Annotated in this window: 24 protein-coding genes; 16 read left to right on the forward strand and 8 right to left on the reverse strand. The window is 74.8% G+C overall.

Annotation, left to right across the window (positions count from 1 at the left end):
• The first annotated feature begins 11 nt into the window (after positions 1–11).
• From PH191_RS01130 to PH191_RS01145, 4 genes are all read left to right on the forward strand, one after another.
• Positions 12–437 carry a nuclear transport factor 2 family protein gene (locus PH191_RS01130; protein WP_274192792.1) on the forward strand — a complete coding sequence of 142 codons (426 nt, stop codon included), beginning with the start codon at positions 12–14 and terminating at the stop codon, positions 435–437.
• A complete protein-coding gene (locus tag PH191_RS01135; protein ID WP_274192793.1) occupies positions 434–871 on the forward strand; it encodes a nuclear transport factor 2 family protein in 438 nt (145 codons plus the stop codon). The genes PH191_RS01130 and PH191_RS01135 overlap by 4 nt, the downstream gene beginning before the upstream one ends.
• Positions 868–2,409: a class I adenylate-forming enzyme family protein gene (locus tag PH191_RS01140; protein ID WP_274192794.1), complete on the forward strand. Its 1,542-nt coding sequence runs from the start codon at positions 868–870 to the stop codon at positions 2,407–2,409. The genes PH191_RS01135 and PH191_RS01140 overlap by 4 nt, the downstream gene beginning before the upstream one ends.
• 99 nt (positions 2,410–2,508) lie before the next feature.
• Positions 2,509–3,180, forward strand: coding sequence for a TetR/AcrR family transcriptional regulator (locus tag PH191_RS01145; RefSeq protein WP_274192795.1), 672 nt, complete (start codon positions 2,509–2,511; stop codon positions 3,178–3,180).
• Between the two features lie 181 nt (positions 3,181–3,361).
• Here PH191_RS01145 and PH191_RS01150 read toward each other — a convergent pair whose 3' ends face one another.
• Complete coding sequence (locus PH191_RS01150; protein WP_274192796.1) at positions 3,362–5,134, reverse strand: ATP-binding protein; 1,773 nt, start codon at positions 5,132–5,134, stop codon at positions 3,362–3,364.
• A gap of 87 nt (positions 5,135–5,221) precedes the next feature.
• On the opposite strand from PH191_RS01150, the gene PH191_RS01155 reads away from it, so the two are divergent.
• The 9 genes from PH191_RS01155 to PH191_RS01195 are packed head-to-tail and all read left to right on the forward strand — an operon-like array spanning position 5,222 to position 15,718.
• Positions 5,222–6,862 carry an acyl-CoA carboxylase subunit beta gene (locus PH191_RS01155; RefSeq protein ID WP_274192797.1) on the forward strand — a complete coding sequence of 547 codons (1,641 nt, stop codon included), beginning with the start codon at positions 5,222–5,224 and terminating at the stop codon, positions 6,860–6,862.
• The gene (locus tag PH191_RS01160; protein ID WP_274192798.1) at positions 6,859–7,641 is read left to right on the forward strand and encodes an enoyl-CoA hydratase/isomerase family protein; all 783 of its coding nucleotides are present in this window, start codon (positions 6,859–6,861) and stop codon (positions 7,639–7,641) included. Before PH191_RS01155 ends, PH191_RS01160 begins: the two co-directional genes overlap by 4 nt.
• Complete coding sequence (locus PH191_RS01165; protein ID WP_274192799.1) at positions 7,641–8,429, forward strand: ester cyclase; 789 nt, start codon at positions 7,641–7,643, stop codon at positions 8,427–8,429. Before PH191_RS01160 ends, PH191_RS01165 begins: the two co-directional genes overlap by 1 nt.
• On the forward strand, positions 8,426–9,394 hold the full coding sequence (locus tag PH191_RS01170) for an LLM class flavin-dependent oxidoreductase (RefSeq protein ID WP_274192800.1): 969 nt from the start codon (positions 8,426–8,428) through the stop codon (positions 9,392–9,394). The genes PH191_RS01165 and PH191_RS01170 overlap by 4 nt, the downstream gene beginning before the upstream one ends.
• Complete coding sequence (locus PH191_RS01175; protein ID WP_274192801.1) at positions 9,391–10,644, forward strand: cytochrome P450; 1,254 nt, start codon at positions 9,391–9,393, stop codon at positions 10,642–10,644. Before PH191_RS01170 ends, PH191_RS01175 begins: the two co-directional genes overlap by 4 nt.
• Positions 10,641–12,224, forward strand: a complete 1,584-nt coding sequence (locus PH191_RS01180) for a class I adenylate-forming enzyme family protein (protein WP_274192802.1) — start codon at positions 10,641–10,643, stop codon at positions 12,222–12,224. Before PH191_RS01175 ends, PH191_RS01180 begins: the two co-directional genes overlap by 4 nt.
• A complete protein-coding gene (locus tag PH191_RS01185) occupies positions 12,221–13,084 on the forward strand; it encodes a MaoC family dehydratase (RefSeq protein WP_274192803.1) in 864 nt (287 codons plus the stop codon). Before PH191_RS01180 ends, PH191_RS01185 begins: the two co-directional genes overlap by 4 nt.
• 35 nt (positions 13,085–13,119) lie before the next feature.
• On the forward strand, positions 13,120–14,034 hold the full coding sequence (locus tag PH191_RS01190) for an alpha/beta hydrolase (RefSeq protein WP_274192804.1): 915 nt from the start codon (positions 13,120–13,122) through the stop codon (positions 14,032–14,034).
• A gap of 46 nt (positions 14,035–14,080) precedes the next feature.
• A complete protein-coding gene (locus tag PH191_RS01195) occupies positions 14,081–15,718 on the forward strand; it encodes a flavin-containing monooxygenase (RefSeq protein WP_274192805.1) in 1,638 nt (545 codons plus the stop codon).
• Between the two features lie 3 nt (positions 15,719–15,721).
• On the opposite strand, the gene PH191_RS01200 is transcribed toward PH191_RS01195, so the two are convergent.
• From PH191_RS01200 to PH191_RS01210, 3 genes are all read right to left on the reverse strand, one after another.
• On the reverse strand, positions 15,722–16,453 hold the full coding sequence (locus PH191_RS01200; RefSeq protein ID WP_274192806.1) for a GAF and ANTAR domain-containing protein: 732 nt from the start codon (positions 16,451–16,453) through the stop codon (positions 15,722–15,724).
• 266 nt (positions 16,454–16,719) lie between these two features.
• Positions 16,720–17,043 carry a hypothetical protein gene (locus PH191_RS01205; RefSeq protein WP_274192807.1) on the reverse strand — a complete coding sequence of 108 codons (324 nt, stop codon included), beginning with the start codon at positions 17,041–17,043 and terminating at the stop codon, positions 16,720–16,722.
• 117 nt (positions 17,044–17,160) lie between these two features.
• Positions 17,161–18,162, reverse strand: coding sequence for an AraC-like ligand-binding domain-containing protein (locus PH191_RS01210; RefSeq protein WP_274192808.1), 1,002 nt, complete (start codon positions 18,160–18,162; stop codon positions 17,161–17,163).
• 204 nt (positions 18,163–18,366) lie between these two features.
• Here PH191_RS01210 and PH191_RS01215 point away from each other — a divergent pair, with 204 nt between their 5' ends.
• On the forward strand, positions 18,367–20,532 hold the full coding sequence (locus PH191_RS01215; protein ID WP_274192809.1) for a molybdopterin-containing oxidoreductase family protein: 2,166 nt from the start codon (positions 18,367–18,369) through the stop codon (positions 20,530–20,532).
• A 24-nt stretch (positions 20,533–20,556) separates the two neighbouring features.
• Here the strand turns inward: PH191_RS01215 and PH191_RS01220 are convergent, their stop codons facing one another.
• The 4 genes from PH191_RS01220 to PH191_RS01235 all read right to left on the reverse strand — a co-directional run bounded on the left by PH191_RS01220 (position 20,557) and on the right by PH191_RS01235 (position 24,502).
• Positions 20,557–20,919, reverse strand: coding sequence for a hypothetical protein (locus PH191_RS01220; RefSeq protein ID WP_274192810.1), 363 nt, complete (start codon positions 20,917–20,919; stop codon positions 20,557–20,559).
• Entirely contained in the window at positions 20,903–21,121 is a 219-nt protein-coding gene (locus PH191_RS01225) for a hypothetical protein (RefSeq protein WP_274192811.1), read from the reverse strand. The genes PH191_RS01220 and PH191_RS01225 overlap by 17 nt, the downstream gene beginning before the upstream one ends.
• A 193-nt stretch (positions 21,122–21,314) precedes the next feature.
• Complete coding sequence (locus PH191_RS01230) at positions 21,315–23,837, reverse strand: HAD-IC family P-type ATPase (protein ID WP_274192812.1); 2,523 nt, start codon at positions 23,835–23,837, stop codon at positions 21,315–21,317.
• 74 nt (positions 23,838–23,911) lie between these two features.
• Positions 23,912–24,502 (reverse strand): TetR/AcrR family transcriptional regulator, encoded by a 591-nt coding sequence (locus PH191_RS01235; RefSeq protein WP_274192813.1) that lies wholly within the window; start codon positions 24,500–24,502, stop codon positions 23,912–23,914.
• Positions 24,503–24,577: 75 nt separating this feature from the next.
• Between PH191_RS01235 and PH191_RS01240 the strand changes: the two genes are divergently transcribed.
• Positions 24,578–24,949, forward strand: a complete 372-nt coding sequence (locus tag PH191_RS01240) for a DUF1330 domain-containing protein (protein ID WP_274192814.1) — start codon at positions 24,578–24,580, stop codon at positions 24,947–24,949.
• A complete protein-coding gene (locus PH191_RS01245; RefSeq protein ID WP_274192815.1) occupies positions 24,946–25,719 on the forward strand; it encodes an alpha/beta fold hydrolase in 774 nt (257 codons plus the stop codon). The genes PH191_RS01240 and PH191_RS01245 overlap by 4 nt, the downstream gene beginning before the upstream one ends.
• Positions 25,720–25,976 lie beyond the last annotated feature (257 nt).

Genomic DNA, 25,976 nt, shown 5'->3' on the forward strand with positions numbered 1-25,976 from the left:
CGGGGACACCGATGCCGAACGCCGACGACCGCGCCGAGATCGTCCAGGCGACGTATCTCTACGCGCGCGGGCTGGACCGTTTCGACCCCAAGGAGGCGCTGTCGGCCTACACCGACGACGCGGTGTGGGACGCGACGGGCGTGGGGCTGGAGCGCTACGAGGGCCGCGACCAGGTCCTGGCGTTCTTCGAGCGCGACGCCGGGTCGATGGCCGAGCAGTTCCACATCATGACCAACCACGTCGTCGAGTTCGACGACGACGACCACGCGCACGGCACCAACTACGTGCTCGCCGAAGGACGTACGACGGGCGGGGCGTCGATCAGGGCGGCGGCCCTGAACGTCGACACCTACCGGCGCACGGCGGACGGCTGGAAGATCGCCAGCCGCGTGATCTCGCCGTTGACGGCCCCGCAGATGGAGGGGTTCGGGGCATGAGCCGCGACGCCACGGAGGTCGTGCGGCGCTACCTCGACGCGGTCGGGGCCCTGGACCTCGACGCGCTCGCGGAGACGTTCGCCGCCGACGTCGTCATGGACCTGCCGTACGCGCCGCCGGGGTTCCCGCGGCGGGTCGAGGGCAAGGACGACGTCACGGCGTTCTTCGCCGGCCTGCCCGCGATGATCACGCCGCTGCGCTTCCACGACTACCGGCTCGACGCGCTGGCCGACGACCCGGGCTCGATCGTCGCGCAGTACGCCAGCGACGCGCGCATCCTCACCACCGACAGGCCCTACCGGAACTCCTACATCGCGAGGTTCCAGGTGCGCGCCGGGGTGATCACCTGGTTCGCCGAGCACTTCGACCCGATCACGCTGGTCGAGGCCCTCGGCGGCTCCGTGACGATGCCGGGGCAGGAGGTGCCGGCGTGAGGGTGCGGCGCACCCTGCCCGACCTGCTCGACGACGCGGCGGAGCGCTCGCCGACGCGCGAGGTCGTCTTCCCCACCGAGCGGGCGACCTGGCCCGCGGTCCGGGAGACGGCCCGGTCGTGGGCGGCCGGGCTGCACGCCCGCGGGGTGCGCCGGGGGGACCGGGTGCTGCTCGTGCTGCCCGGCGGGCTGGACGCCGTGGTGGGCACGGTGGCGGCGGCGATGCTCGGCGCGGTGCCCACGCCGGTCAACCACCGCGGCACGCCCGACGAGGTGGCGTGGCTGCGCGACGACGCGGACCCCGCCGTGGTGGTGGCGTCCCCCGAGCTCCTCGGGCTCGCCGGCGTGGGCGCCACGACGCCCGCCGAGCTGGCCGGGCACCCGGACGACGCGCCCGCCGTGGACGTCGCCCCGGACGACCCGATGATCCTGCTCTACACCTCCGGGACGACGTCGCGCCCGCGCGGCTGCGTGCACACGCACGCCGCCTACGCCGCGCTCGGGGAGAACCTCGTCGAGCGGCTGCGCCTGACACCCGACGACAGGTTCTGGACCCCGCTGCCGCTGCACCACTGCGGCGGGATCGACCTGCTCATGGGCTCGCTGGCGGCGGCCTGCACGCTCGTGCACGTCGGCGCGTTCGCCCCGGACGTCGCGTGGCGGCAGCTCGTCGACGAGCGCGCCACCGTCGCGTTCCCGGCGTTCGACACGATCTGGCTGCCGGTGCTCGACCACCCCGAGTTCGTGCCGGCGGCGGTCCCGGACCTGCGCACGGTGATCAACGTGGGGCCCGCCGAGCGGATGGCCGCGATGCAGGCGAGGCTGCCGACCGCGGTGCAGATCTCGTGCCTGGGCGGGACGGAGTCGGCCGGCTTCTGCTGCGTGGGCTCGGTGGACGACCCACCCGAGGCGCGGGCGGGCACGAGCGGGGTGCCGCTGACCGGGATGGAGGCGACGGTCCGCGACCCCGAGACCGGCCGGGAGTGCGCGCCGGGCGAGGTCGGCGAGTTCCTGCACCGCGGCGTCTCGCGGATGGCGTACTACCACGGGGACCCCGGAACGACGGCCGAGCGCATCGACGCCGACGGCTGGTTCCACACCGGCGACCTCGTGCGCCGCGACGCCGCCGGCCGGTTCACGTTCGTCAGCCGACTCAAGGACATGCTCAAGGTCGGCGGGGAGAACGTCGCGGCGGCCGAGGTGGAGGGACGTCTCGCCGAGCACCCCGCGGTCGGGGTCGTGGCGGTGGTCGCAGCCCCCGACGCCCGTCTGGGCGAGGTCGCCGCCGCGTTCGTCGAGCTGGCGCCGGCGTTCCGGGACGCCGACCGGGAGGCCCTCGGTCGCGAGCTCGTCGACCACTGCCTGGAGGCGCTCGCGACGTACAAGGCGCCGCGCTACGTCGAGTTCGTCGACGCCTGGCCCATGTCCGGCACGAAGATCCAGAAGGGGGCGCTGCGCGAGAGGATCGCGGCGGACCTGACCGACCGCGGGATCACCGAGGCGCCGCGGCTGTCGCGTCGCCACCTGACGGCGGGGTGAGCCGCACGGCGGGGTGAGCCGCTCCGGGCAACCTAACGACCGTATGGTGGTCGGGCGCACCGGGGCGTCGTCGTGAGCGTCTCGACCAGGGAGCAGACCATGGCACAGGACCGCCGCCCGGCGGGACGTAGCGAGCGCCGGGCCGCCGGGGAGCGCAAGCCCCGTGAGGAACGCTGGGCGCAGCTGCTCGAGGTGGCCACCCAGGTGTTCTACGAGAAGGGCTACGACGGCGCCTCGCTGCAGGACATCGCCGACCGCCTGGGGATGCTCAAGGGCAGCCTCTACTACTACATCCAGTCCAAGGAGGACCTGCTCTTCGAGGTGATCAGCGAGGTGCACCGGGAGGGCTACGCCGTGGTGCGCGCCGCGGCCGCCTCCGAGGGCGACCCCCTGGACCGCCTCGAGCGCACCATCCGCGCCCACGTCGAGCACGCCTGCCGCAACCTCGTGCCGACGGCGGTGTTCCTGCACGAGCTCGAGGCGCTGCCGACCGCGCGCCGCGAGGAGATCCTCGGCAGCGGCCACGCCTACCAGGGCGTCTTCCGCGACCTCGTCGCCGAGGCCCAGAACGAGGGCCTGGCCCGTCCGGACGTCGACCCCCGGGTGGCCGGGCTGTCCATCCTCGGCTCGACGAACTGGGTGTACCGCTGGTTCCGGGCCGACGGCCCCTCGACCCCCGAGGAGATCGCCGCCCAGCTCGCGGCGATGGCGGTGCACGGCGTCGCCACCGCCGACGCCCTCGTGGCGCGCGAGGCGGCCGTCGGGGCCTGACGCGCGCCCCTCCTGTTGCAACGAACGCGCTGTTCGCTGCTTCTACGCGCGCGAACTCCCCGTTGATCATGAGCGGGGCGGTGCACCGTGGGAGATCAGGGGCGCGTCATCCACGCGCGTTGGCGCCGGGACGGGGATCAGGTGCCCGTGATCTCGGGCGAGGTCGCCGGGACGTCGACACTCATGGCTCGGGCACCGCTGGGGTCACCGCGACCAGCGCGTCCCCGGCCGTGACGCGGTCGCCCGGCGCGACGTGCACGACGTCCACGCGGGTCGCCCGGGACGCCCGGACCGGGAGCTCCATCTTCATCGCCTCCAGCACGACGAGCACCGCGCCGGCGGCGACGTCGTCGCCCGGCGCGACGACGACCTCGACGACGGTCGCGTCCATCGGCGCCACCGGGTCGCCGGTCGGCGTCGACCCCAGGGCCGGTCCGCTGCGCTCCGGGCGGGACGCCACCGCGGCGGTGGCGGTACCCGTCGCGCCCGCGCGGTGGCGGGGGACGCGCAGCGCCAGCGGGTCGCGGTCGGTGGCGAGGTGGACGGCGCGGGCGGTGGCGGGCTCCCCGGTCGGCGCGAGCGTCGGTCGGGCCGTGGCCTCCGGCGCCCAGTCCCGCTCGACGCTGCCGGTGTCGTGCTCCATCGCGGCGTGGTCGGGGCGGTCGAGCACCGCGCGCAGGTAGGGCGCGGTGGTGGGCACGCCGGTGAGGACGAGGTCGTCGAGCGCGGCGGCCAGGCGGGCGCACGCGGTGGCGCGGTCCGGGCCCCAGGCGTGCACCTTGCCGAGCAGCGAGTCGTACGCCCCGGGCACCGCGTCCCCCGCCTCCACGCCCAGGTCGCAGCGCACCCACGGCCCCGACGGCAGCGTCAGCGCCCCGACCCGCCCCGGCGCCGGGCGGAAGCCCTCCCACGGGTCCTCGGCGGCGATCCGCGCCTGGACCGCGTGGCCCCGCACGACGACCCGGCCATCGAGGACCGCGCCCCCCAGGACCTCGTCGAGCGGCTCCCCGTCCGCGATCCGGAGCTGGGCGACCACGAGGTCGACGCCCGTGACCATCTCGGTGACCCCGTGCTCGACCTGCAGCCGGGTGTTCATCTCGAGGAACGCCGGGGCGCCGGTGTCGCGGTCGACGAGGAACTCCACGGTGCCCGCGCCGCGGTACCCGACGGTCGCCGCGAGCCGCCGGGCGGCCGCGTGCAGCTCGGTGCGCACGGCGTCGGGCAGGTCGGGGGCGGGCGCCTCCTCGAGCAGCTTCTGGTGGCGGCGCTGCACGGTGCAGTCGCGGTCACCGAGGACGGCGACGGCGCCGTGGTGGTCGGCGAGGACCTGCACCTCGACGTGGCGCGCGCGGGCGACGTGACGCTCGAGGAACACCTCGCCCCGCCCGAACGCGGCGGCCGCCTCGCGGCCCGCGGCGGCCAGGGCGCCGGGCAGCTCGTCGGGGCCTGCGACGACCCGCATCCCGCGTCCCCCGCCGCCGTGCGCGGCCTTGACCAGCAACGGGAAGCCGATCCGCGCGGCGGCGTCCCCGGCGTCGACGGCCTCGACCGCCTCGTCGGTGCCGTCCAGCACCGGCACCGCACACTCCCGCGCGAGCGCCCGCGCGCGCACCTTGTCGCCCATGGCCGCCACCACCTCCGCGGGCGGGCCGACGAACACCAGGCCGGCGTCGGTGACCGCCCGCGCGAACCCCGCGTCCTCGGCGAGCAGGCCGTAGCCCGGGTGCACGGCCCGCGCACCGTGGGCGAGCGCCGCACCGACGACGGCGTCGACGTCGAGGTACGACGCCACGCGCACCGCGGTGTCCGCGACCCGGGTGGGCAGCGCGCCCGCGTCGACGTCGGTGTAGACCACGATCGAGGGCAGGCGCAGCTCGCGGCAAGCCCGCAGGATGCGCACGGCGACCTCACCGCGGTTGGCGACGAGCACCGGGCCGGGCCCCACACGCTCCATGAGCGGCCTCCTCTGGTGCGCCATCTACCAAACGACCGGATGGTAGATTACGGTCGCCGGGAGAGCCACGTCACGCGGGGAGGAACGGTGCCAGTCGCCAACGGCCAGGGGCCGGTGCCGCACGGGCAGACCCCCGCGCACGAGGCCCCCGACGCCACGGCACCCGACGCGGCACGGTCCGGCATGACCGAGGCGCTGGACGAGCTGGCCCGCCGGCGCGAGGCCGCCGAGGCGATGGGCGGCGAGCAGGCGATCGCGAAGCACCGGGCGTCGGGCCGGATGGTCGTCCGCGACCGGGTCGCCGCGCTCGTCGACCCCGGCACCTGGTTCGAGATCGGCGCGCTCGCCGAGCCGGAGATCCGCCGCGAGAAGCCGGTGCCCGGCGACGCCGTGGTGACCGGGTTCGGCACGCTCGACGGGCGCCGGGTCGGCGTCATCGGGATCGACGCCACCGCCGTCGCCGGCACGACGGCGCCGATCAGCATGCGCAAGCAGGGCCGGCTCATCGAGCACGCCCAGCACGGCGGCTTCCCGCTCGTGCTGCTCTGCGACGCCGACGGCGGACGGATGCCCGACGTCATGGGCTGGCGGTTCTCCGGTCTCCCGCTCGACTTCACCAGCTTCCTCGGCGCCACCGACGGCAGCCCCGCGGTGCCGCGGGCGGCGGCGGTCCTCGGCCCGTCCTACGGCGACTCGGCGCTGCACGCCGCCACCGCCCACTACGTCGTCATGACCCGCGGGTCGTCCGTGGCCCTGTCCGGGCCGTCGGTGGTCGAGCCCGCGATCGGCGAGCGCGTCACCGACGACGAGCTCGGCGGCCCCGAGGCCGCGACGGCCGCCGGCAACGCCCACCTCGTCGTCGACACCGAGGCCGACGCGCTCGACGCCCTCGGCGCCTTCCTGTCCTACCTGCCCTCGAACGCCGCGCTCCCGGCGCCGGCGTCGGAGCCCGTGGCGCCGGCCCGCGACCCGGCCGAGCTCGCCGACGTCGTCCCCACCGGCGCCCGCGCGGGCTACGACATGCGCGAGGTGCTCGCCGCCGTCGCCGACGCGGAGTCCGTGCTGCCGTGGGCCGACGGGTGGGGGCCGAGCCTGCTCTGCGCGCTGGCCCGCATCGAGGGTCGGCCGGTGGGGATCATCGCCAACCAGCCGCTCGTGCGCGCGGGCGCGCTCGATGCGGACTCGCTGGCCAAGGAGCACGACTTCGTCGACCTGTGCGACACGTTCGGGCTGCCGCTGGTGTTCCTGCACGACGTCCCGGGGCTGATGATCGGCAGCCAGGCCGAGCGCTCGGGGATCCTGCACGCCTACGAGCGCACCGTCTCGCGCATCGCGCGGGCGTCGGTCCCGCGGGTCGGGGTCGTGCTGCGCAAGGCCTACGGCGGCGGGCACTTCGCCATGGGCGGGCGCCCGACCGGCCCCGACTTCCTCTACGCCTGGCCCACGGCGGAGATGGGCTTCATGGCGCCCGAGACCGGCATCCGCACCGTGCACCGCCGCGCCCTCGACCGGCTCCTCGCCGACGAGGGCCCGGACGCCCGCGACGTGCGGGCCGCCGAGCTGACCGCCGAGTGGGTCGCCGAGTCCGAGCCGTGGGAGGCCGCGGCGCACCTGTCGCTGGACGACGTCATCGCGCCGGCCGCCACGCGGCACGTGATCGCCACGAGCATCGAGATCGCCTGGGGGGAGCGGCCGCACCGGGTGGGCCACCGGGGAGGTCGATCGTGACGCACGCCGAGTACACCGAGATCACCGTCAAGGCCGACGGACCGGTCGCGGTCATCCACCTCGACCGGCCGGAGAAGCACAACGCGCTCACCGAGGCGTTCTGGCCCCAGATGCGCGAGGCGCTCGCCCGCCTCGAGGCGGACGGCACGACGCGCGCGGTGGTGCTCACCGGGGCCGGCGACAAGGCGTTCTCCGCCGGCGGGGACATCGCCGGCTTCGGCGACCTCGACGGCGCGGCGGCCAAGCGCGCGTTCCAGGCCGACTGCCTGCGCACGTTCGCGGCGGTCGAGGAGTGCGCGCTGCCCGTCGTCGCCGCCGTCAACGGCTACGCCTTCGGCGGCGGCTGCGAGCTCGCGCTGGCCTGCGACCTCGTGCTCGCCTCCGACCGCGCGAGCTTCGCGATGCCCGAGAGCGCGATCGGGCTCGTGCCCGGCTTCGGGGTGCTGCGCGGGCCCGCGGTGATGGGCCGGCACTGGACGAAGTGGATGGTGCTCGCCGGCGAGCGCGTCGACGCCGCGCAGGCCGAGCGCATCGGCCTGGTGCAGCGGGTGGTGCCCCACGACACCCTGCTCGACGAGGCCGTCGCGCTCGGCGAGCGCATCGCCCGCGCCGCGCCGCTGGCGGTGCGCGTCGGCAAGCAGATGATCAACCGGGGGGTCGATCGCGGGGAGACCGGCTACTCGCTCGAAGCGGTCACGATGCTGCAGGAGACCGCCGACACCGCCGAGGGCATCGCCGCCTTCACCGAGAAGCGCCCGCCGCGGTTCGAGGGACGCTGATGGACCCCTTCGTGGCCCTGATGCGCCGCTACGTCGTCGACTACACGAACTCCCACGACCTCGCCGTCTGCGACGAGATCATGGAGCCGGACTACGTCCTGCGCATGGGCCCGCACGTCGTCGCCGGCCGCGAGGAGGCCTACAAGCCCGCGACGCGCAAGCAGCTCGAGCAGTTCCCCGGGCTCGGGCTCACGGTCCACGAGGTGGTGAGCAACGGCGAGCGCCTCGCCCTGCGCTTCTCCGAGCACGGCGCCTCGGTGCGCCACGACGGGGCCGTCGCGGTGTGGGGCGGGATCGGGCTGTACGCCTGGAACGGGCGGCGGCTGACCGCCAACCGCGTCGAGCAGGACTACCTCGCCCGCCGCCGCCAGCTCGCCGAGGGCGTGCCCGACACGGTGCCCCCGCCCGCCCCGGCGCCCTGGGACACCGTGGCCCGGGAGCCCGACGCCGGCACCGAGCGGGTCGCTCGGGCCTGGGCGGAGCAGGGGATGCCGACGCTGGGCGGCGTCGTCGTGGACGACGGCCGGCACCCCGCGACGCTCGTGGAGCCCGACGCCGTGGTGGTCGACGACCTGTTCAGCGCCGGCGACCGGGCCGCGGTCCACGTGACGGTGTCGGGGGCGTTCCGCGGGGGCCTCGACGGGGCCGACGAGCACGTCGGTGCGCCCGCGACGCTCCACGCCGCGGCGGTCGTCGCCGTCGCCGACGGACGGGTCGTCGCCGGACACGTCGTCCGCGACCGCCTCGGGCTCCTGCGCGCCCTCACGCCTGCCGGGGCCACGCGGTGACACGCGTCGGGCTCTACCTCGACCTGCGCATCCCGCCGGGTGCGTCGGGCGCCGACGTCTACCGCCGCACGCTCGACCGCGTCGCCGACGCCGAGCGCCGCGGGCTCGAGGCCGCGTGGGTCACCGAGCACCACGGGTTCGCCGACGGCTACCTCCCCGCCCCGCTGACCGCCGCCGCCGCGATCGCTGCGCGCACGCACACCCTGCGGATCGGCACCGGCGTCGTGATCGCGCCGATGCTCCCCGTCGAGACCCTCGCCGAGCAGGCGGCCGTGGTCGACCTCGTCTCCGGCGGCCGGCTCGAGCTCGGCGTCGGGGCGGGCTGGCGGGCCGAGGAGTTCGCGCGGGTCGGCGCGGACCACCGCGCCCGCTACACGACGCTCGAGGACCACCTGCGCCGCCTGCCCGGGCTGTGGGCCGACGGCACCGTGACGCCGGCGCCCGTGCAGGACCCGCTGCCCACCTGGGTCGGCGCGCGCGGTCCCCGCGGGGCCCGGCTGGCGGGACGGGTCGGCGCCGGGCTGCTCTGGCTCGACCCGGCCCTGGTCGCCCCCTACGCCGAGGGGCTCGCCGCCGGCGGGTGGCCGCGGGAGCAGGGCCGGCTCGGCGGCCTGGTGAACGTCCTGCTCGCCGACGACCCGGACGCCGCGAAGGCCGAGGTCCGCGCGGCCGCCCGCCGCAACCGGGAGTCGTACCAGGGCAACGACGACGCGGCCCCGAAGCCCGGCGACACCACCTTCCCGAGGCTGCGCGTCCTCACCGGTGAGGACGCCGTCGCCGCGGTCCGCGAGCAGCTCGCCGCGCTCGAGGGCTTCCCCGTCACCGACGTCTTCTGCTTCGCCGACCTCGGTGGGCTGCCGGGCGAGGTGGTCGACCGGCACCTCGAGCTGGTCACCGACGTGCTGCGCCCGGGCCTCGTCGACGTCCGTGCCACGACGCCCGTCCCGGTGGGAGGCACCCCGTGAACGACCTGCCCGACGACCTGCTGACCCCGGAGGCCGTGGCCGATCCCGACGGGGCCGCCGCGGTCCTGCGCGCCCACGACCCCGTGCACTGGAGCCCGACCCACCGCGCCTGGCTCCTCACGCGCTTCGACGACGTCGTCGCGGCGTTCAAGAACCCGGCGCTCTCGTCGGACCGGGTCCGCCCGCTCATGTCGGCGCGGGACGAGCCGTCGGGCGACGCGTCGCAGAAGATGCTCGGGCTGATCAGCGAGTGGATGGTCGTCACCGACCCGCCCGCCCACACCCGGCTGCGGCGCCTGGCCGGCGCGGCCTTCAAGCAGCAGCAGATCGCGGCGATGGAGGAGCGCATCCAGACGCTGGTCGACGACCTCCTCGACGCGTTCCTCGCCGAGGGCGGGACGGACCTCGTCGCGGGCGTCGCCTACCCGCTGCCCGCGATCGTCATCGCCGAGATGCTCGGCGCCCCGCCCGAGGACCGCGACCGGTTCCGCTCCTGGTCCGACGAGCTCGCCCTCGTCGCCTTCGGTGCCGGCGGCGACGCGCGCCCGGACCGTCACGAGCGGGCGCTGCGCGGGCTGGAGGAGATGGCCGAGTACTTCCGCGCCCTCGTCGCGCACCGCCGCCGCGAGCCGAGCGGCGACATGCTCTCGGCGATGATCACGGGGGACGACCGGTCGGACGGATCGGGCCTCTCCGACGACGAGCTCGTCGGCATGTGCGCGCTGCTGCTGTTCGCCGGGCACGAGACCACCACCAACGCCATCGCCAACGCCGTCCGCCTGCTGACCGCCGACACGGAGCTGCGCGACCGGGTGCGCGACGACCCGGCCCTCGTCGCCCCCGCGGTCGAGGAGGCGCTGCGGCTCGTGGGGCCGATCAAGGTGCTGGTCCGCTGGGTGATCGAGGACCACGAGCTGCGCGGGCGCACCATCCGGGCGGGCGAGCGCGTCTACCTCGTGCTCTGCGGGGCCAACCGGGACCCCGAGCGGTTCGCCGACCCCGACACCGTCGACCTCGCGCGCTCCCGCGCCACCCACATCGCCTTCGGGCGCGGCGTCCACGCCTGCATCGGCGCCCAGCTCGCCCGCATCGAGACCCGGATCGCCGTCGGCACGCTGCTGCGCCGCCTGCCGGGGCTGCGGGTCGAGGGCGAGCCGGAGTACCTGCCCACGATCGCCTCGCGGGCCCAGACGTCGCTGCCGGTGGTGCACGACGGCAGCGCGACCGTCGAGACGGCGAGCCGGCCGTGAGACCGCGGGTCACCACGCTCTTCGAGCTGGTCGACGAGTCCGCGGCGGCCGAGCCCGACGCCGAGGCGCTGGTGTTCGCCGACGGCGAGCGCCTGACCGTCGGCGCCCTCGCGGAGCGCTCCGTGCACCACGCCGCCGCGCTGCTCGCGCTCGGCGTGACGGCGGGCGACCGGGTGGCCCTGCTGCTGCCCGCCTCGGCCGACCTCGTCGCCCTGCTGCTCGCCGTGACGCGCGTCGGAGCGGTCGCCGTGCCGGTCAACGCCCGCTACCGGCCCGACGAGGTCCGCCACGTCGTCGTGCACTCCGGCGCCGCGCTCCTGGTGACGGCGCCGCCGAGGCAAGGCGCCCCCGACCTCGCCGACCTGGCGCGCGGCGCAGTCGGGAGCGGCCCGACGCCGGAGCTGCGGGCGCTGGTGACGCTCGCCGACCTCACCGGCGGGGAGGCCGCCGACGTCGCGAGGGCCGAGGCCGGCACCCGCGTCCGCGACCCCGCCGTGCTCGTCTACACCTCCGGCACCACCGCCGCGCCGAAGGGCGCGCTGCTCTCGCACGAGGCGCTGGTCCGGCTCGCGGCCGGGATCGCGGAGCGGATGGCGCTGGGCCCGGACGACCGGATCTGGACCGCCATCCCGCTCTTCCACGGCGGCGGGATCACCTTCGCCGTCGCCGCGCTCACCGCGCGCGCCGCGTTCGTCCACCCCGGGCACTTCGACCCCGTGTCCACCCCCGCCCTGCTCGAGGCCGAGCGGATCACCGTCGCGCTCGCGGCCTTCGAGACGATCTGGCTGCCGGTGCTCGACCGGCCGGACTGGCCCGAGCGGGACCTGCACCGCATCCGGCTCGTCATGGCCGTCGGCGTCCCCGAGCGGCTGCGGGCGATGGCGGCGCGCGTGCCGCAGGCCGTGCACGTCTCCTGCGTGGCGATGACCGAGTCGTCCGCGTTCCTCGCCCTCGGCCACCTCGACGACCCGCTCGAGGCGCGCCTGACCACCGGCGGGCACCCGATGCCGGGCATGGCGGTGCGCGTCGTCGACCCGGACACCGGCGCCGACCTGCCGCCCGACACCCCCGGTGAGCTGCTCTTCCGGGGCCCGACGGCGTTCGACGGCTACTTCCGGGATCCCGAGGCGACGGCCGCGACGATCGACGCGCAGGGCTGGGTACACACCGGCGACGTCGTCACCGTCGACGCCGACGGGCGGGTCACGTTCCGCTCCCGGCTCAAGGACATGCTCAAGGTCGGCGGCGAGAACGTGTCGGCCGCCGAGATCGAGAACCACCTGCTCACCCACCCCGCGGTCGGGGTGGTGGCCGTGGTCGCCGCCCCGGACGCGCGCTACGTGGAGGTGCCGGCGGCGTTCGTGCAGCTCGCCTCCGGGGCGTCCGCCACCGCCGAGGAGCTCATCGCGCACTGCGTCGGGCGCATCGCGAGCTTCCGCGTGCCGCGCTACGTGCGCTTCGTGGCGGAGTGGCCGATGTCCGGCACGAAGATCCGCAAGGTGGCACTCCGGGCGCGGATCGCCGAGGAGCTGGCCGCGGCCGGGGTCACCGAGGCGCCGCGCCCGGCGAGCCGCGTGTGACGGCGCCCGAGGACCTCGCCGGCCTCCGGCTGCCCGGGGGCACCTCCCGGGTCGAGGGCTACGAGAGCCTGCTCCTGCACGACGCCGTGCGGTCGCCCCGGTCGCCGCGCCCGCACCCGATCTGGGCGTTCCTCGCGCCGCAGCGGGGCATGGGCCTGACCCTCGCCGCGCTGTTCGAGACCCTCGGCTGCCCGCTCGACACGGGGCCGCTGCTCGGCACGTTCGGCGCCCGGTGCGCGGGCCCCCTGGTGCTCGGCGTCGACCACGAGGTGCGGGGCGGCGTCACCACGGTCCGGCGACGTCGGTCCCGCCTGCTCGGCGCCGTCGATGAGGTCGAGGTGGTCCTCGATCTCGTCCGGGGCGACGGGGCCCCGGTGCTCACGGCGACCTACGGCTTCCTGCTGCCGCGCCGTGACGTGGTGGCGCCGCCGGAGGGCCCACGGACGGAGACGGCGGCGCCGACCCCCACCGGTGCCGGACACACCGGTCTTGGGCACGCCGGCGAGCCGCTCACCGTCCGCGCCGACGAGATGAAGCTGATGGCGCTCCTGCTGCGCGACCCGAACCCCATCCACCTCGACCCCGACGCCGCGGCCGCGCTGGGGTTCGGGCGGGCGTGCGTCAACCAGGGCCCGGCGAACCTCGCCTACGCGCTGGGCTTCCTCACCGCCCGCCACCCGGACGCGCCGCTGCTCGGGTTCGACGCCCGTTTCCGCGCGACGGTGGTCGCGGGCGACGTCGTCACGCCCGTGGCGTACGACGACGGGGCCTTCGCCCTGCGGCACGCCGACAGCCGAGCGGCGGTGACCGGGCACGCGCGGTGGGCCCGACCCGTTGTGAGCGGGACCACGCCACACTAAACTAACGGCCGTTTGGTAGCGAAGGGACGGGGTGCATGGCTCTCGACGAGGCGAGCACGGCGCTGCTGACGCAGCTGGGGGAGAGCGGCCTGCCCCCCATCAGCGACATGACCCCGGAACAGGCCCGCAGTCTCGGGCCGGCGCTGGCCGAGATGTACGGGCCGGGGCCGGACGTCGAGCACGTCGTGGAGCCGGCCGAGGCGCCCGTCCCGGTGCGGGTGATCGTGCCCGGGGGCACCCCGCGCGGCGTCGTCGTCTACTACCACGGAGGGGGCTGGGTGATCGGCGCGCTCGACGAGGTCGAGACGCTCGGTCGCACCCTCGCCGTGCGCACCGGCTGCGTCGTGGTGCTCGTGGACTACCGGCTCGCGCCCGAGCACCGGTACCCGACGGCGGTCGACGACGCGTGGGCGGCGCTGCGCTGGGTCGACGAGCACGTCGAGACGCTGGCCGGCGCACGCGTCCCGGTGATCGTCGCCGGCGACTCGGCGGGCGGGAACCTCGCCGCCGTCGTGGCCCGCCGCGCCCGCGACGCCGGCGGTCCGGCGCTCGCCGGGCAGGTGCTCGTCTACCCCGTCACCGACGCGAACGTCGACCGGCCGTCGTACGTCGACCCCGCCAACCAGCTGCTCGTCAGCCGCGCCGCCATGATCTGGTTCTGGGGCCACTACGCCCCGGACCCGGCGCAGCGGGGCGAGCCCGACGCGTCGCCTCTGCGCGCCGAGGACCTCGGCGGGCTACCCCCCGCGGCCGTCCTGCTCGCCGAGCACGACCCGCTGCGCGACGAGGGCCAGGCCTACGCCGACCGCCTCTCCGAGGCCGGGACCAGCGTCGCGACGCTGCTCGTCCCCGCCCAGATGCACGGGTTCTTCACCCTGCTGACCCTGCCCGGCGCCGCCGTCGGGATGGACTTCGTCGTCGAGCAGATCGCGAAGCAGCTGACGTCCTGAGCTCAGCCGTCCCGATCAGGGCCCCGCTCACCCGGAGGTGACCGCAGTGACCGACACCCTCACGCAGTCCACCCGTCCCGACACCGCCGTCCGGCGCGTCGACGCCCTCGTCGTCGGCGCCGGCCTGTCCGGTCTCTACATGCTGCACCGCTTCCGCGGCCTCGGGCTCGACGCCGTCGTGCTCGAGGCCGGCGGCGACATCGGCGGCACCTGGTTCTGGAACCGCTACCCGGGCGCGCGCTGCGACGTCGAGAGCATGGAGTACTCCTACTCGTTCTCCCCGGAGCTCGAGCAGGAGTGGGACTGGTCGGAGAAGTACCCGACCCAGCCCGAGATCCTGCGCTACGTCCACCACGTGGCCGACCGCTTCGGCCTGCGCGACGGCGTCCGCCTCGACACCCGCGTCGCGTCGGCGCACTTCCGCGACGCCGAGGGCCGCTGGACGGTGACGACGGAGTCGGGCGAGCGGTGGGACACCGAGCAGCTGGTGATGGCCACCGGCTGCCTGTCCACCTCGAAGCTGCCGGAGATCCCGGGCATCGACCGGTTCGCGGGACGGACCCTGCACACGGCGCACTGGCCGCACGAGGGCGTCGACTTCACCGGGCGTCGCGTCGCCGTCATCGGCACCGGCTCGTCGGGCATCCAGGCCATCCCGCTGATCGCCGACGAGGCCGCCGACCTCACGGTCTTCCAGCGGACGGCGAACTTCAGCATGCCGGCGAACAACGCCCCGCTCTCCGACGAGGCCCAGGCGCAGCGCAAGCAGACCTACCCCGAGCACCGGCGGGCGGCGCGGGAGTCGGGCTTCGGCGTCCCCGTGCCCGAGGCCACGAAGTCGGCGCTGGAGGTCGACCCGGAGGAGCGCCGCGCGCAGTACGAGTCGACCTGGGGGCGCAACCTGGTCGGGCTGCTCACCTCGTACACCGACAGCATCGTCGACCCCGCCGCCAACGAGACCGCCGCGGAGTTCGTCCGCGGCAAGATCCGCGAGATCGTCGACGACCCGGAGACCGCCGAGACGTTGTGCCCGCGCGACCACCCCTTCGGCACCAAGCGCCCCTGCCTCGACTCCGGGTACTACGCGACGTTCAACCGCGAGCACGTGCACCTGGTCGACCTGAAGAAGGCCCCGCTGACCGAGGTCACCGAGCGCGGCGTGCGCACCGGCGAGCGGGAGTACGAGGTCGACGACCTCGTGTTCGCCACCGGGTTCGACGCCATGACCGGGTCGCTGGCCGCGATCGACATCCGCGGGCGGGAGGGGCGGGCGCTCACCGACAAGTGGGCCGACGGCCCCGTCTCCCACCTCGGCCTGCAGGTCGCCGGGTTCCCGAACCTCTACACGATCACCGGGCCCGGCAGCCCGTCGGTGCTGTCGAACATGATGGTGTCGATCGAGCAGCACGTGGACTTCGTCGCCGACGCCGTCCACCACGCCCACCAGCGCGGGGACACCGTCGTCGAGTCCACCGACGAGGCCGAGCGGGCCTGGACCGACCACGTCCGCGAGGTCGGCGACTACACGCTCTACCCGCAGGCGGACTCCTGGTACATGGGCTCCAACGTGCCCGGCAAGCCGCGGGTGTTCATGGCCTACATCGGCGGTGTCGGGGCCTACCGGCAGCACTGCGACCAGCTGGCCGCCGACGGCTATCCCGGGTTCGCGTTCTCGGCGCCCTGAAATTCACGGCTGCGCGAGGTCGACGACGAGCGCGGCCACCTCGCGGAGCTTGATGTTGTGGTTCTGCGAGAGCCTCCGCAGCCGCGCGAAGGCCTCGCCGTCGCTCGTGCCGCGCGCCATGAGCAGGCCCTTCGCCTGCTCGATGACCGCGCGCGACTCGAGCGCGGTGCGCAGCTCCTCGGCCAGCTTCGCCATCGCGGCGTGGCGGGCGACGGCGGCGAGGGCGGTGGAGGCGAGGTCGGCCGCGAGCCGCGCGATCGGTACGGCCGCGCGCAGGTCGGCGTCGGGATCGGTGGCGTAGAGGTTCAGGCTGCCGAGCACCTCGCCGGCGGCCGAGAGCGGCACGACCAGGCAGGAGCGGACCCCGAGCTCCTCCGCGCAGGACGCGTAGGGCGCCCAGGACCGCGCCGCGCGGGTGTCGACGGCCACGACCCGGTGCTCGCGCAGCGCGACCGGGACCGGCCCGGCGTCCGCGGCGTACTGGACCTCCTCGAGCCGGCTGAACGGGGCGCGGTCGCGCATGATCGACAGCGGGGTGCCGTCGCGGAGCACGGTGAGACCGCGCCCGGCGACGCCGGGGGCGGCGGACAGCGCCTGCCCGGTGGCCGCCCACAGGGCGCGGTCGGTCGCGTCGGTGTTGGGGGGCGCCTCGGCGAGCCGGCCGATCGCGCCCGCGACCACGTTCAGCCCGGGGTCCGGGACGGCGGACGGACGGGGGTCGCCGACGGCGGGCATGCGTTCACTCCCGGGGACTCGCCCCGGGCGGCACGAGGGCACGCCGGGGAGCTCCACCGGTGGCGTGATCGTCTCAACCACCGTGCTTGGCGCGGAGAAACCTACCGGCCGGTCCCCTCCCCGGAATCCGCGGGGTGATCCGTCTCCCGGGCCACACGTGCGTGATCTTCTGAGTGGTGGCTCAGAAGATCACGCACGTAGCTCAGAAGCCGCCGGACCCTCCGTGAGTGAAGTTCCCGGCTATGGCCGGGAACTTCGCTCACGGGTCAGAAGCCGTTGGGGTCGTAGGCGGTGGTCTCGAAGGTGCCGTCGGCGTCGGTGTCGACCGCGGAGGTGTCGAAGTCGCCGTCGTTGTCGGTGTCGACCAGGACGACCTCGCCGTAGCCGTCGGCGTTCGTGTCGACGACGGCGGACTCGAAGGAGCCGTTGTGGTCGGTGTCGGCGATGACGGTGTCGACGGCGCCGTTGCCGTCCTCGTCGGTGGACACCGAGTCGATGTTGCCGGCGGCGTCGGTGGTGTAGGTGCCGGCCACGGTGCCGTCGGCGTGGTAGACGGTGCCGTTGCTGAAGGAGTAGGTCTCGGCGCTCATGGTTTGCTCACTCTCGGTCTGTTCGCGGTGCCCGGCTGGTGGGCTCTCGGCACTGTGACGACGCGAGGAGCTGGGGATGTTCCGCGACGACCGACAATTTTCTCCGCGAGAAGGCGGTCACGCGCCGTGACGACGCCGGAAGGTGCTCGGCGGCTCGTGGAACGTCTCCTTGAACGCGCGGCTGAACGAGGCGAGGTCGCCGAAGCCGCAGCGCAGCGCGACGTCGGTGACCGAGACGCCGCCGAGACGCGGGTCGGCGAGCTCGCGGCGCCCGTGCTCGAGGCGTCGCCGGCGGACGAGGCGGCTCACCGTCGTCGAGGCGTCGGCGAAGGCGCGGTGCAGCTGGCGGGTCGAGACGAAGTGCGCGCGGGCGATCGTCTCGGGGCTGAGGTCGGGGTCCTCGAGGTGCTCGGCGACGAACGCCTCCACGCGGGCGCGGAGATCGGCCGCGCCCCGCGTCCCCGTGATCTCGTCGCGGCGCAGCGCCTCGCCCACCACCGTGCCGACGAGGTCGCCCAGCTCGGTCGCCAGGCGCTCGGCCGCGGCGGGGGAGAGCTCCGGCGGCGCGGCGACGACGTCCGCGAGCGTCCGGCCGACGATCCCGCCGAGGCGGTCACCGCCGAGCGCCCGGGCCGTGGCCGCGCGGGAGGTGTCGGGGGAGATGCCGAGCAGGTCGCGGGGCCAGGTGAACACCAGCATCCGCCACGGTCCGTGGAACCTCCACGCGAACGGGCGCCCCGTCTCGTAGACCGACCAGGCCCCGGGGCCCAACGGCGCCTCCCGGCCGTCCTGGCGCACCACGGCGTGACCCCGGGCGATGAGGCCGACCTGCAGGTAGTCGTCGGGATCGTGGCGGGCGAGGCCGGGCGTGCGGACACATTGCTGGTCGGTCGAGTCGACCGTCGCCACCGCGAGGTGCCCGACGAGGCTGCTGCGGACGGCCCCGTCGAACGGGGTGTCCCGCTGGGCGTTCACGTCGAGGGCGACGAAGTGCTCGCGGATCAGGTCTCGCCAGCCGTCGAGGCGGTCGGTCGCCCCGTGCACGTCGGTGGCGTCCGGGACGTGCGCCACCGCGCGGGGCCGCGGGAACGGGCCCACGGGGCGTGTGGTGGTCGCCACGGGCGGCTCGCAGAGGTGCTCGACGAAGTCCTCCGACGCTAGAAGCCCACCACGCCATGGTCAAACCCTGCGTGGGCGATCCGTCGCGCAGCGACAAGCGCCGACCCCCGGACGCGGCCAGGCTCCGGTGTGACGGTCGTCGCCGACCGCCCGGACCACCACCACAGCGAGGCACCACCACTCGCGCCGACCCCGGGAGCGCCCGTGACCGCACTGGACGACCTGCCGATCACACCCACCACGACCATCGTGCGTGCCGCGTGTCCGCACGACTGCCCCGACACCTGCGCCATGCTCGTCACCGTCGAGGACGGCCGCGCGACGAAGGTCGCGGGGGACCCGGAGCACCCGTTCACCCGCGGCGGGCTGTGCGTGAAGGTCAACAACTACCAGGAGAAGACCTACAGCCCCGATCGTCTGCTCCACCCGATGCGACGCACCGGGCCCAAGGGCAGCGGCCGGTTCGAGGAGATCTCCTGGGACGAGGCGCTGGACACCATCGCCGACACCTTCCGGGCGAGGATCGCCGAGCACGGTCCCGAGACCGTCATGCCGGTCAGCTACCTCGGCACCCAGGGCATCCTCAACGGCCTGTCGGTGGGGGACGCCTTCTTCAACAAGCTCGGCGCGACGATCACCGAGCGCACGTACTGCGACTCGGGCTCCTGCACCGCCCACGTGGCCACGATCGGGGCGACGGCGGGCGTCGACCCCGAGAGCCTGGTCCACGCGCGCTACATCATCATCTGGGCGTCGAACACCATCTCGACGAACCTGCACCTGTGGCCGGTGATCGCCGAGGCGCAGAAGCGCGGCGCGAAGGTCGTTTGCATCGACCCCGTGCGCCACCGCACCGCGCAGCGCGCCGACTGGCACATCCCGCTGCGGCCCGGCACCGACGGCGCCCTCGCCCTGGCGATGATGAACGTGATCATCAGCGAGGGGCTGCACGACGAGGCGTACGTCCGCGACCACACCGTCGGGTTCGACGAGCTCGCCGAGCGCGTGCGCACGGCCACCCCGGAGTGGGCGTCGGAGGAGACCGGCGTCCCCGCCGAGGACATCCGCACGCTGGCCCGCGAGTACGCCACCACCGACCCGGCCGTCATCCGCATCGGCGTCGCGATCGAGCGTCACGCCGGCGGCGGCCAGACCGTGCGGTCGCTCGCCTGCCTGCCCGCGCTGGTCGGCGCCTGGCGCCACGTCGGGGGCGGGCTGCTGCAGCTGCCGCTCTGGGCGCACCCGGTCAACTGGCCGGCGTTCATCCACCCCGAGCTCGCCACCCCGGGCACCCGGGTGGTCAACCAGTTCCTGCTGGGTCAGGCGCTCACCGGGGAGGCCGGGGCGAGCGGAGCGACGGGGAACGACGGAGCGCTCGACCCGCCGGTCACCGCGCTCATGGTCTACAACTCGAACCCTATGGTCGTGGCCCCCGAGCAGGAGAAGATCGCGCGGGGGCTGGCCCGCGAGGACCTGTTCACGGTGGTCAGCGACCACTTCCTCACCGACACCGCGCGCTACGCCGACATCGTCCTGCCCGCGACGACCCAGCTCGAGCAGCACGACCTGATGTTCAGCTGGGGCCACTTCTACGTCACCCTCAACGTCCCCGCCGTCGAGCCGGAGGGGGAGTCGATCCCCAACACCGAGCTGTTCCGGCGGCTCGCGGCCCGCATGGGCTTCGACGACGAGTACTTCCGCCTGACCGACGAGGAGCTGCTGGCGCAGGCCTACGACTGGTCGGCGCCGGCGATGGAGGGCATCACCCTCGACTCGCTGCGTGAGACGGGGTGGGCGCGGCTGAACCTGCCGGGCCCCGACGCGTACGCCCCGCACGCCGAGGGGAACTTCCCGACGCCCTCGGGCAAGACCGAGTTCCGCTCGTCGGCGCTCGAGGCGGCCGGCAACTTCGTCGTCCCGCTGTTCCGGCAGCTCTGCGAGGAGTTCCAGCCCGGCGGCACCGTCGACCCGCTGCCGCACTACATCGCGCCGCGCGAGACCGGTGAGGTCTACCCGCTGAACCTGCTCTCGCCGAAGTCGCACGCCTACATCAACTCCAGCGCGGGCGACCAGGCGATGCAGAAGCGCGTGCAGGGCGAGCAGAAGGTGACCATCCACCCCGCCGACGCCGAGGCGCGTGGCATCACCGACGGACGCTACGTCGAGGTGTCCAACGACCGCGGCCGGTTCGTCGCGCTCGCCGACGTCTCCGACGAGGTCTCCGTCGGCGTCGTCGTGTGCCCGATGGGCTCGTGGGCGAAGAACGCCAAGGACGGCAGCACGGTGAACGCGGTCAACCCGTTCGTCTTCGCCGACCTCGGCAACGCTCCGACGTTCTCGGACACCCGGGTCGAGGTCACCCCGGTGTGAGCTGCCCCGGTGTGAAGGCCCCGGTCACCGGGCGGCCAGGGCCTGCGGGTCCCGGTCGCTCGGTGACCGCGGGGTGGGGGCCGTGCCCGTCGAGGTCCCGGCGCGTGTCCGGTCCTCGCCCCCGCTCTCGGCCCCCGCGACGTCGGTGAGGAGCCGCCGGGCCGCCCGGACCGCGACGTCGGGCACCTCCCCGTCGCGGGCGAGCCGCCGGAAGACCTCGGCGAGCGCCGCGGCCGCGGAGCCGGACAGGACCAGCCCGCGGTCCGGGCGCGTGAACGGCGCGAGGGCGCGCGCGACCTCGCGGCAGGTCTCGGCGCCGGGGTCGGCCAGGGTGAAGGCGAGGGTGTCGGCGTCGAGGCCGGCGGACTTGTCAGCGACCACGGACACGCACCGACTCGGGGACGTCGGCGGCCATCGCCGCGTCGGGGGTGTCGCTCCGGACGTGCTGGAACGTGCCGCGCAACGGCGTCGAGCCGCTCGCGCGCCGACGACGCCCGGGCCGGCCGTCGGTGCCGGTCGTGCTCCCACCGTCGACCGTGTCGACGCCGTGGGGGTGGCGTGCGTCAGCACGCCAGTGCAGGTGCCACATGGGCGGGGACCTCCTGATCCACCACCGGGGCCGTACTCGGGACCACTCGGGGCGTACCGGACGAGTACGGAGGGACGGCCGTCGCTCACGGACTGAACACGGCACCAGCGATGGTGGTCCAGATCACGCCCTGGTCGCCATGTGGGGCAGGCCTGTACCGAGAAAGCACCGGATCGGTGCAGCGCTCGTCCGGTCAGGGAGTGGTCGGGACCTCCGGGGCAGGCCGCGGGCGGAGGCCGAGGACGCGTTCGAGCACCCGGTACCGCAATGCGACGCTCAGCGTGACGAACCACAGCACCAGTGCGATCGCGGGAATCTCCACGACGGGCGGGTCGGGCGCGGTGAGCCCGAAGTACTCCCGGGTGGCCGGGACGACGAGCACGACCGCGAAGGCGGCGAACAGGCCGAGCGCGAGCCAGGTGGGGCGGCGGTCGCTGCTCACCGGCGCCCAGGCGGTGAAGATCCGGTGCGGGGGTTCGAGCAGCAGGATCAGCACGATCGCCGTGCTCGAGACGAACACCGACATCGCCGACTGGGCGCCGAGGGTGGCCGAGGCCTCGACGAAGTCGGCGTCCACCCCGTAGGTCAGCCCGGTGTACTGCTCGAACAGCGTGATCGCCTGCGGGAACGGCGTGCCGGTGAAGCCGTCGGCGATCCGGCGGTAGAGGTAGGCGTAGATCGCGGTGGCGAAGCCGGCGGTGAGCACGCCGACCGGGATGACGAACCGTGCCAGCGACACCAGCAGGTCGTCGTCGGGCGGCTTCGGACGGGCCCACAGCGTCATGAAGAAGGTCGGCACGCCGACGGTGAACAGCGTCAGACCCACCTGTGTCGGCGTGTAGGGGAAGCCGAGCCCGAGCAGCGTCACGGTGAGGATGACGAGCATCTGGGTCGCCACCCGCGACAGGAACAGGTACATCGACGAGCCGACGCCGGCGATGATCCGGCGGCCCTCGGTGCGGGCGGGTGGCAGCGTGGCGAACGAGTCGTCGAGCAGCACGATGTCGGCGACGTCCCGGGTCACCGAGCTGCCCGAGCGCATCGCCACCCCGACCTGCGCACGCTTGAGTGCGCGGGCGTCGTTGACGCCGTCGCCCACCATCGCCACCTGGTGCCCGCGGCGGCGCAGCGACGCGACGATCTGCTCCTTCTGCTCCGGGGCGATCCGCCCGAAGACCCCGTGGGTGGCGACGGCCTCGTCGAAGGCGTCGGTGTCGGGGCCCTCGAGCCGGGCGAGCGCCGGCCCGGCCATCGCGGGTGCGTCGAGGCCCGCGCGGCGGGCGAGGGCGGCGACGGTGTCGGGGTCGTCGCCGGAGACGACCTTGACCGCGACACCCTCGGCGGCGAGGCCGGTGAGGACGTCGGTGACGCCCTCGCGCAGCTCGTCGGCCAGCGCGACGAGCGCGACCGCGCGCAGGCGCGGCAGCCGGGGCCGTCCGTCGGCGTCGTGGAGCGCGCCCTCCCCGCGTGCCAGCACGAGCACGCGCAGGCCCTCGCCCGTGCGCCGGCGGACCGCGTCCTCGGAGACCACCGCGGCGTCGGCCAGGGCCGGACGCACCGTGGACGGCGCGCCGAGGACGAGGGCGGTGCCGTCGGCGAGCGTGATCCCGCTCCAGCGCAGCGACGAGCGGAACTCGACCTCGTCGAGCACCTCGGCGGGGTCGCCGGCCAGCGACGTGTCCGCGGCCAGGGCGGTGGTGGTGGCGTTGGTGCTCGCGACCGAGCGGGCGAAGGTCCCGAGCAGCGCCCGCGCGCCCGCCTCGTCGCCCCCCGCGGGCACGACCTCCACCAGCGCGAGCCGTCCGCTGGTCAGCGTCCCGGTCTTGTCGGTGCACACGACGTCGACGCGGCTGATCGCCTCGACGGCGTTGGTCTGCTGCACGAGCGCCCCGCGCCCGCCGATGCGCGCGGCCCCGACCGCGTAGGCGACGGCGATGAGGAAGAACAGGCCGTAGGGGACGAGGCCCGAGAGCACCGCGGAGGTCTGTACGAAGCGCAGCACCGTCGAACCGTCGAGCGCGGCCTGGGCGAGGATCGCGCCGCTCATCAGCAGGACCAGCAGGATGAGCAGGCGCACGACGAGGTCGATCCGCCGCTGCAGCGGGGTGAGCCCGGTGGTGTCCTCGCGCGCGGCGATCGTCAGCCGCCCGGCGTGGCTGTCGACGCCGACGCCCTCGGCGCGCTGCAGTCCCTCGCCGCCGGAGCAGGAGCTGCCCGAGAGCAGCGGGTCCCCGACCGCCTTGGCGACCGGGTCGGACTCGCCGGTCAGCAGGGACTCGTCGGCCTCGAGACCGCCGGCCACCAAGGGCCCGTCCACCACGATCTGCGCGCCGCTGCGCAGCCGCACGAGGTCGCCGACGACCACCTCGGACGGCGGCACCGACCGCTCGACGCCGTCGCGCACCACCGTCACGGGCTCGCGCGCGAGGAGCTGCAGCCGGTCGAGCTGGCGCTTCGCCCGCAGCTCCTGGAACGCCGCGAGGGCCGCGTTGATGATGCCGAGACCCACGCTGACCAGCGCGTCGCTGTAGCGCCCGAGCGCGAGCAGCGCGAACCCGATGACGAAGAGCGTGTTGTTGTAGAAGGAGAAGACGGTCGTGCGCAGGATGCGCGCGGTGGTGCGCCCGGAGCCGGAGACCGGCGCGTTCGCCTTCCCCTCCCGCGCGAGCTCGCGCGCCCGGGCGTCGGTGAGGCCCTCGACGGTCGCCGTCGTCATCGGTCGGTGTCCCCGGTGGCTCGCACGCGGTCATGATCCCGGCCGGACCTGGAGCGGACCTGAAGGGGCGCCGGTCAGCCGGGCGTCAGGGCGCGGCGCCACTGCGCGGGCACCTGGGCGCGCAGGCGCTCGGTGTCCACGCCCTCGGGATCGAGCAGGCGCTGCATGCCGATGCCGCGCAGCTGGCCGACGACGGCGACGGCGACGGCGTCCGGGTCCGTGTCCGCGCGGATGTCGCCCGCGGCGACGCCGGCCTCGACGTCCTCGCGGAGGTCGGCGCGGAAGCCGCGGTCGCGCTCGCGGAAGGTCGCCGCGAGCTCGGAGGCGGTGGCGGCCTCGGCCCAGAGCAGCAGGAAGGCGCGGTTGGCGGTGCCGAGGCCCGTGAGCGCGTGCAGGTACCCGTCGACGAGCGCGAGCAGCCGCTCGAGGCCCGGCGGCATCTCCTCGAGGCCCGGGACGAAACCGCCCTGGATCGCGCGGGAGAGGGCGTCGACGAGGCCCTGCTTGGAGCCGAACTGGTGGGTGACGATCCCGCGGCTGTACCCGGCCCGCTCGCCGACCTTCGCCAGCGTGAGCGCGCGGACCCCGGACTCGACGACCAGCTCGGCGGCCGCGGCCACGAGCGCCGCCTCGGTGCGCTCCCGACGTTCCTGCTGGGTGGGCATGGCCAGGAGCGTAGCGCACTACTTGCGTGTCAGCCGACAAGTATGTGAGGGTGGCTCTCGACGAGAGGACACACAGTGATCGAGTTCGAGGACAGCGCCCTGGACACCCTGCTGGCGGAGGACCCCGGCGGGCCCGTGGTGATGCTGAACCTGTTGCGCTTCCGGCCCGACGGCGGCCGGGAGAGCTACCAGCGCTACGTCGACGCGGTGGGGGCGGTGAGCGCGCGCCACGGCGTGCAGATCACCTACCTCGGGGAGGGCGGACGCGCCCTGGCGGCCGAGGAGGGGCAGGCCTGGGACATGGTGCTCCTGGTGCGCTACCCGAGCCGGGAGCACTTCGTCGCGATGATCCGCGACCCCGCCTACCAGCGGATCGAGCACCTGCGCGCCGAGGCGCTCGTCGAGGCGGTCCTCCAGCCGACCGTGCCGGTGACGGGGGCGGCATGACGACGGTGCTGGTCCACGGCAACCCCGAGACCGCGGCCGTCTGGGACCCCCTGCTGGAGACGCTCGGGACGCTCGGTGTGCCGGGGGAGCAGGTGGTGCGCCTCTCCCCGCCCGGCTTCGGGGCGCCGCTGCCCGACGACTTCCCGGCGACCCCGGAGGCCTACCGCGACTGGCTCGTCGGCGAGCTGGAGGCGCTCGTCGCGGAGCACGGCCCGGTCGACCTCGTCGGCCACGACCTCGGTGGCGGCCACACGCTGCGGGTGGCGATGACCCGGCCGGACCTGCTGCGCAGCTGGGTCAGCGACGTCATCGGGAGCTTCGCGCCCGACTACGTCTGGCACGAGCTCGCGCAGCGCTGGCAGACGCCCGGCGTCGGCGAGTCCGACGTGGCCGAGCGCTTCGGCCCCGACCGTGACGTGGAGGCCGTGGTGGCCCTGCTCGTCGGTCGCGGGATGCCCGAGGCGGTGGCGACGGAGGTGGTCGCGGGCCAGGACGAGGCCATGGGGCGCGCGATCCTCACGCACTACCGCTCGCTCGTGCCGCCGCGGATGGCCTCCGAGGGCGCGGGGCTGGCGGCGGCCGCACGGCGTCCCGGACTCGCCGTGATCGCCACCGGCGACCATGTCGTGGGCACGGACGCCCAGCGCCGTGCGATGGCCGAGCGCGCGGGTGCTCGCGTCGCGGTGCTCGACGGCCTGGGGCACTGGTGGTTGGCCGAGGACCCGCACCGAGCCGCCCGCGTGCTCGTGGACTTCTGGTCGTCGCTCTGAGGGACGGTCCCGACCCCGCGGAGGAAGCTTCGGAAATCGAAGCGTGGGCGCGAGGGGTGGCCAGCACCCTCCATTTCGACCGGGTCGCGGCCCGACCTCGACCGACCTGCCAGGGACGCTTCGAAAACCGAAGCGTTCTCTGGACCGTCGGCTGCTTCGCGGGGCGTGGTCCAGTGGGATCCCTCGCCAACGCTTCGGTCATCGAAGCGTTGGCGCGAGGTGTCGGCGGCACCTACCGCTCGACTGGGGTCGCCGCC

The sequence above is a fragment of the Actinomycetospora callitridis genome (genome assembly GCF_028737265.1).
Lineage (GTDB): Bacteria > Actinomycetota > Actinomycetes > Mycobacteriales > Pseudonocardiaceae > Actinomycetospora > Actinomycetospora callitridis.

What these genes read in the sequence shown, in the direction of transcription:
- PH191_RS01225 (WP_274192811.1), bottom strand. Translation starts at nt 21,121, where the DNA reads ATGTGGCACCTGCACTGGCGTGCTGACGCACGCCACCCCCACGGCGTC.
- PH191_RS01205 (WP_274192807.1), bottom strand. Translation starts at nt 17,043, where the DNA reads ATGAGCGCCGAGACCTACTCCTTCAGCAACGGCACCGTCTACCACGCC.
- PH191_RS01190 (WP_274192804.1), top strand. Translation starts at nt 13,120, where the DNA reads ATGGCTCTCGACGAGGCGAGCACGGCGCTGCTGACGCAGCTGGGGGAG.
- PH191_RS01150 (WP_274192796.1), bottom strand. Translation starts at nt 5,134, where the DNA reads ATGGAGCGTGTGGGGCCCGGCCCGGTGCTCGTCGCCAACCGCGGTGAG.
- PH191_RS01130 (WP_274192792.1), top strand. Translation starts at nt 12, where the DNA reads ATGCCGAACGCCGACGACCGCGCCGAGATCGTCCAGGCGACGTATCTC.
- PH191_RS01135 (WP_274192793.1), top strand. Translation starts at nt 434, where the DNA reads ATGAGCCGCGACGCCACGGAGGTCGTGCGGCGCTACCTCGACGCGGTC.
- PH191_RS01235 (WP_274192813.1), bottom strand. Translation starts at nt 24,502, where the DNA reads ATGCCCACCCAGCAGGAACGTCGGGAGCGCACCGAGGCGGCGCTCGTG.
- PH191_RS01245 (WP_274192815.1), top strand. Translation starts at nt 24,946, where the DNA reads ATGACGACGGTGCTGGTCCACGGCAACCCCGAGACCGCGGCCGTCTGG.
- PH191_RS01200 (WP_274192806.1), bottom strand. Translation starts at nt 16,453, where the DNA reads ATGCCCGCCGTCGGCGACCCCCGTCCGTCCGCCGTCCCGGACCCCGGG.
- PH191_RS01165 (WP_274192799.1), top strand. Translation starts at nt 7,641, where the DNA reads ATGGACCCCTTCGTGGCCCTGATGCGCCGCTACGTCGTCGACTACACG.
- PH191_RS01145 (WP_274192795.1), top strand. Translation starts at nt 2,509, where the DNA reads ATGGCACAGGACCGCCGCCCGGCGGGACGTAGCGAGCGCCGGGCCGCC.
- PH191_RS01230 (WP_274192812.1), bottom strand. Translation starts at nt 23,837, where the DNA reads ATGACGACGGCGACCGTCGAGGGCCTCACCGACGCCCGGGCGCGCGAG.